The organism is Otariodibacter sp. (assembly GCF_029256985.1).
Lineage (GTDB): Bacteria > Pseudomonadota > Gammaproteobacteria > Enterobacterales > Pasteurellaceae > Otariodibacter.
In genome coordinates, this window is record NZ_JARIDQ010000037.1 from 1 (window position 1) to 6,689 (window position 6,689).

Below are 6,689 nucleotides of genomic sequence, written 5' to 3' on the forward strand. Positions count from 1 at the left end.
TTCAAGTTGATTAATGAAATCTTCATTTGCCTCAATTTTAGCTCTTGCTCTTAAATCTTTTAACAAATCACTTTGTAATATTTCAGTATTAGCTCTTGTGATTTGGCTAGATATTACATTGTACTCACTAGGTTGCCCATCTGTAACCTTATCTAAGGCAATAATGACAATATCTCCATTTGCATTTGTAGTAGAACTATATTGTGGTTTATCTGACGGTTTAGGCATAGCAAAAATAGTATCTATTACCTCTCTTTGTGTTATATCTGGTTGGCTAAATATGAACTCTTTAGGTTCGCCAAAAGTGATATCCACCTTATTTCCAGCGACGAGAGATTTGATTATCTCTTCACTTTTAGCTTGTAGTAATTTTTCTGCTTTTTCTTTTTTTATTGCTAATGTGATTTCATCTTTAGCTTCTTCAAAAGTTTTTACTGTTTGAGGTTGATATTGACTTACTCTTACAAAAATAGTTTTTGCTAAAGCACCCTCAGTAATATCGATTGGGTCAGAATTCTGACCGTTTTGTTTGAATTGTTCATCAAATAATAATTTTACAACTTTTTCATTATTTAATTCCTCAGGTATATTATGACGATTAAATAATTCAGTATGTTGTAGTGGTTTTCCTGCGATTTCAGCAACACTAGTAAGTGAGCTACTATTTTCAAAGGCAGTATTTGCCATTTCATGAGTGATATTAGAATATTCAGTTGCAACTAATTCTTTTTTTATGACGTTAGTAATTTGATCTTTAACCTGTTCAAGAGGAATTTCCTTATTGTCTCTACGATCTATGAGTTTAATAATATGAAATGCATTATCAATTTTCACAGGTTGACTAATATCTCCTATATTCAATGAAGCCACAGCATTATCAAATTCTTTAGGGAACATACCTGCTGTTGCCCAGCCTAAATCACCCCCTTGAGTTGCTGATAATGTATCTATAGATTTTTCTTTTGCTAAGTCGGCAAAGTTTGCACCATTTTTTAGTTGTTGCTCAATATCATTAGCAGTTACTTCATCAGCAACCTGTATGTGTGCAATATGAGATTCACCTTTTGAAACATATTGTGATTTATTTGTTTGATAGTAGGTGTTAATTTGGTCATCTGTAACTTGAATTTTACCTGCAAGATCTGCTGGTGTAACTGAAATATAATCTACTGCAATTTGTTCCGGATTAACTAATTGGGCTTTATTTGTATCATAGTATGTTTGCATTTCTTCAGGAGATACAGTTTGTTTTTCCATTTCATCTTGAATAGAATAAGTAGCTAAGCGAGCTTTACGTTTTTGTAATAGCAATTTTCCTAGTAATTCTTGCTGTACTGGAACATCAAATAAGCTATTCACAATACCTTCTTGTATTTGTGAAAATAACATTCCACGATATACAATACCAGCATATTGATCTGCACTAATGCCATTGTTTGTCAATAGTAGTTGATAAAGCCCATTATCAAATTTACCATCTTTTTGGAAATTAGGGTTACGTACAATTTCTAACTTAATTTGATCTGCACTAATTCCTAATTTTAGAGATTGAGCATATTGAGATAGTAATTCATCATTAATCAGCTCGTTCATAATGGATTGATGGAATTGTTGAGCATATTCAGGCTTATCCATTAGATCCCAAAACTTTTCACCTAGTTGTTCATTTAAAACAGCTTGTTTGCGTCCCTTAGCTAAATTAAACTCTTGCTGAGTGATTTCTTCGCCATTCACTTTAACAGCAGAAGTATCTACGGCTAAGAATCCTCCACCAATTCCACCAAGTACAAATGAAATAGATACAAGTGCGAAAATAACTTTAAATGCAAAGCTATTCGATTTTTCATGCATTTTTTCAATCATTATAATTATCCTAATACTAAAAAACTGGGGTGATTATACTGAAAAGCTAATAATTCTCAATGTTGAATTATAGTTAAAAATAATAAAATTAAGGTATTTTTGAACACTATAATTGTAGTACTAACATATAGAGCGCAATAGCTAATAAAATCATACCAAGGCATTTATGGGTTAATTCAGGAGTAAGTATTCCTTTTAGTCTCATTGAAACAAAACTTGTAATAAATGAACTGGCAATAACTATTCCTGCAATTGAAAAATTAACATAACCAATTTGCCATGAATTTTCTAAATAAGCGGAAGGTACTCTTGTTAAATAACTATATAGGCTCCCAAGTCCACCAATGACCATCATATAGTTTGTATAAACTGCAATTTGATTAGGTTTAACACTATGCAACTGCCCAACTAATGGAGCTAAAACTGATCCTCCCCCAATACCAGTCATTCCAGCTACACCGCCTCCTAACCCACAAAGGATTATTCCTTTGTAATTCTCTTTTGCTACAGAATAACTATCAGTATCTATCGTTTTTTTATAGAAGAAAAAACTTCTTACTGCAAGTATGAGTAGAGTAACAATAAATACGCTAATAATAATTGTGTTAGATAAATAAAAACTACTTTCAAAGCCAATTTGTACACCAATTAGCATGCCAATTGACCAAAGAAACATAGATTTATAACTAAGAGATATTTTACGTTTATAGAAATAACTAAGATTAACCAAGGAAGTCCCAATAACAATCGTTAGAGATGTGGCAGAAACCATCTGAAATGGTAAATCAGGAAAGAGTGTGTGTAAAACAGGCACCATTAATACGCCACCACCAATACCAAATAGCGCAGACATAATGTTGGCGAGTATGCCACAAATGATTAATATACAAATAATCAATAAAGACATGGTGTATCCTCAATTGTTTTTCTCTTATTATCCAATAATTTTTCACCAGATTTTATGATCATCCTCATATTGGACTAATTTTTTCAATATGTGATCTGGATCACTCATGGACTATGATTACTATCATATTGATAATTTTATAATCATATTATTCTAATAATTGTCTAATTTTGTATAAGAAAGCAAAGGTTAGAACTGCTATCTAACATTAGATAGTCGTTGTCGGTTATTTTAAAGACATATTGGAGGCTATATGTTTTTAACCATAGTTAGCTTTTTGGTGGTCACCATAGCGGTGGCACTCATTTCTTGGTATAAGACCAAAAATGATGATTTAACTACTTCTAAAGGTTATTTCCTTGCAGGTCGAGGATTAAGTGCGGTAGTTATCGGATGTTCAATGGTGTTAACTTCATTATCCACTGAACAACTTATTGGGGTAAATGCGAATTCTTATGCGGGCAATTTTTCTATTATTGCTTGGACAGTTCAAGCGGTTGTTCCTCTCTGCTTCTTAGCACTTTACCTACTTCCAAAATATATTCGTAACGGATATACCACAATTCCAGAATTCTTTGAAAACCGATTTGACAGACAAACCCGTTTGATTATGTCAGCATTATTCTTGGTTTTCTATCTTTTCATTGTGATTCCAACAGCTCTTTATACAGGGGCAATTGCATTCAACTCTGTATTTAATCTAGAAACTATTTTCGGGTTAAGTTACGGAGAATCTATTACTTATACCGTAATTGTAATCGGTATTGTTGGGGCAATTTACGCTATCTTTGGTGGGTTAAAAGCTGTTGCGGTATCAGATACTCTTAATGCCTTTATTTTGGTGATTGGTGCATTGCTTGTACCTATCTTTGCTTTAATATACCTTGGTGATGGCAGTTTTATGGAGGGTATCAAAGTCATTGGTACAACTCACGTGGAAAAATTCAATGCAATTGGTAGTGAAACAGATGCAGTACCATGGCCTGCAATGTTTACAGGTATTTTAGTGGTAAACTTCTTCTATTGGACAACTAACCAAGCTATCGTTCAACGTGCATTAGGTGCGAGAGATTTAAAAGCAGGTCAAAAAGGTATTTTAATTGCCGCACTATTCCTTCTTTTATTACCTATTATTTTGAACTTACCTGGCTTACTCAGTTTCCACATCCTTGGAGAAGGGTTAAAACCAATTGATGTATCTTATCCTGAATTGGTTAATCGTGTGTTACCAACAGCTTTACAAGGTTTCTTTGTGGCTGCATTGTTCGGTGCAATTTTAAGTACATTTAACTCATTCTTAAATTCTTCAGCTACTATGTTCTGTAAAGACTTATTGCCATCTATTAGTCGTAAGTCATATTCTGAAAAAGAAGTGATTGTGCTTGCTAAAAAAATATCTGCAATCATGGCAATTGTTACTATGATTATAGGGCCATTACTTATGTTTGGTACAGATGGTATTTTCTTATTGACTAAACGCTTTGCTGGCTTTGTTAATATTCCTATTGTAGCGCTTTTTGCAGTAGGTTTATTTAATAAAACTGTATCAGGATTAGCGGCAAGAATTGCATTGTTACTTCATGTAATTCTTTATTTCTCAATCGTATGGGTTTTCAATGTTCAAGTAAATTTTGTCTATGTTATGGCTTCATTATTTGTCTTTGATGTTGTATTAATGCTTGTGCTTGGTATATTCCTAAGACGTACACCATACGAAGAAGACACATCAAATCATGCAAATGTGGATTTATCTAATTGGGAATATGCAAATGTAACCGTAGCATCACTTGTTTTAGGATTAATTAGTGTGTATGCATTACTTTCTCCACTAGGATTAGCCTCAGAATCAGGTAGTCCTTTAATGGTTATTGGTGTGTATGCTATATTGCAAATTATTATTCTCGTGGTGTTTGGTAGAAAAAATAAGGCGTAATTAATGAACAATATTATTTACATATTATTAGATCAAGTTAGAAAAGACATGTTGGGCTCTTATGGGCATGAGATTGTTAAAACACCTAATTTAGATAGATTAGCTAAAGATGGTATTCGTTTTAATAATGCTTTTACACCTGCATCTGTCTGTGGCCCTGCTAGAACCTCTCTTTTCACTGGATTAATGCCGTCATCGCACGGTATTATCAAAAATGGTGAAAAAGGTGGAACGGGCGAAATTAGTCCATCTTTACCAAATATTGGACATATTGATGGCTACAATAGCTATGTTGTTGGTAAGTGGCATGTCGGCACTAAATCAGTTCCTGAAGATTATGATATCAAAGGTCATAATTTTGATGGCTATGGTTATCCAGGCAGTCGTGTCTATAAAAATTTAGTGTTTGATCAAGGTCCAACTCATTCTAATCGTTATAAAGAATGGTTAGAGGAAAAGGGTTATGAAGCTCCAACCGTTAGTCGAGCTTATTTCGGTGAAAATCCACATTTAAGAGTACAAGAATTGTGTGGTTTATTATCTGGTACAAAAGAAGAAACAATCGAATATTTCATTATTGATGAAACCAAACGCTATATTCAAGAATCGTTGAAGGAAAATAAACCTTTCTTTGCTTGGGTAAATTTCTGGGGACCTCATACTCCGTGTGTGATACCTGAACCTTACTATTCAATGTACGATCCGAAAGATATCGTATTAGATGAAAGCTTCTTCAAACCTTTAGAAGGTAAACCTGGTCACTATCGCACAATCTCTAAAATGTGGGGAATGTGGGAAGCGAGTGAAGAGCGTTGGAGAGAAGTTATCTCTAAATTCTGGGGATATATCACATTAATTGATGATGCGATTGGCGATCTCTTTAAGTACCTAGAAGATAATAATCTGTATGATAATACTTTTATTGTCGCTACAGCAGACCATGGTGATGCAATGGGGGCTCATAAAATGATTGAGAAAGGGGAGTTTATGTTTGAAACAACCTATAATATTCCTTTAATTATTAAGGATCCTCAATCAATCCGAACAAACCAAGTTGATGACAATTTAGTTTATCTACACGATTTAACTTCTACTGTGTTCGATATTGCAGGTCAAAATGTGCCAGAAAGTTTCCAAGGTGAGACATTATTACCAATTACTCGTCAGAGTAAAAATAATGGACGCAAAGGACTACTTGGTCAATTAGCAGGGCATTTTGTGTATTTTGAACAAAGAATGTGGCGTAGAAAAGATTATAAATTGGTATTTAATGCAACAGATTTATGTGAATTGTATGATATTCGCAAGGATCCGAGCGAAATGCATAATCTATTCTACGATGATGCTTATCGTGATATCAAAAAAGAAATGTTAGAAGAAATGCGAGTAGAAATGAAACGATTAAACGATCCTCTGGAAAATTGGGTTTATCGTATTATTGATGAAATTTAGCTTTTGGTATTAATTGTCGTTTAATTTATATAATTGAATACGAGAATTTCTAGTTTAAGGTAATAAAATCTGGACTAGACTTTCTCGTATTTTTATTTTAAAAAAGAAAGGTTTTTCTTGAGTACAGAGTTTAGTATTGTTAGTTATATTAAGCTGTTACAAATTACCTATCATATACAAGTAATATTATGAATTTGATATCCAATAACCCAATCTATTATAGTTACTATACTTCACCAATAGGAAAGCTACTCATAGTCGTTGAAAATGATTCGCTTATTTTGATTAACTTTGAGAAAGAACAAACAATAGAGCTACCAAATCATTTTCAGCAAGTAAAAACTGAAAATACAGAAAGCTGGGCTGTTTTTTGCAAAACAAGAGAAGTATTAGACCGCTATTTCAGTGGCGAAGCTATCGATTTTTCAAAATTAGACTTTATTCAGCCTAAAGGTACTGACTTTCAACGTTCAGTTTGGAAAGTACTGACTCAAATCCCTTATGGTAAAACCACTTCTTATGGCGAAATTGCCA

The 6,689-nt window shown here is 33.3% G+C and carries 5 protein-coding genes; 3 read left to right on the top strand and 2 right to left on the bottom strand.

Annotation, left to right across the window (positions count from 1 at the left end; translation table 11 throughout):
• Together Q1J40_RS03775 and Q1J40_RS03780 are read right to left on the bottom strand one after the other, a co-directional pair.
• Window positions 1-1,863, bottom strand: a 1,863-nt coding sequence (locus Q1J40_RS03775) for a SurA N-terminal domain-containing protein (protein WP_301098724.1), incomplete at its 3' end; no start/stop codon positions are given.
• Window positions 1,864-1,969: 106 nt separating this feature from the next.
• Window positions 1,970-2,770, bottom strand: a complete 801-nt coding sequence (locus Q1J40_RS03780; RefSeq protein ID WP_301098725.1) for a sulfite exporter TauE/SafE family protein — start codon at window positions 2,768-2,770, stop codon at window positions 1,970-1,972.
• 253 nt (window positions 2,771-3,023) lie between these two features.
• Between Q1J40_RS03780 and Q1J40_RS03785 the strand changes: the two genes are divergently transcribed.
• The 3 genes from Q1J40_RS03785 to Q1J40_RS03795 all read left to right on the top strand — a co-directional run.
• The gene (locus tag Q1J40_RS03785; RefSeq protein ID WP_301098726.1) at window positions 3,024-4,703 is read left to right on the top strand and encodes a solute:sodium symporter family transporter; all 1,680 of its coding nucleotides are present in this window, start codon (window positions 3,024-3,026) and stop codon (window positions 4,701-4,703) included.
• Window positions 4,704-4,706: 3 nt separating this feature from the next.
• Complete coding sequence (locus Q1J40_RS03790; protein ID WP_301098727.1) at window positions 4,707-6,155, top strand: sulfatase family protein; 1,449 nt, start codon at window positions 4,707-4,709, stop codon at window positions 6,153-6,155.
• A gap of 188 nt (window positions 6,156-6,343) precedes the next feature.
• Window positions 6,344-6,689, top strand: a 346-nt coding sequence (locus Q1J40_RS03795; protein WP_301098728.1) for a methylated-DNA--[protein]-cysteine S-methyltransferase, incomplete at its 3' end; no start/stop codon positions are given.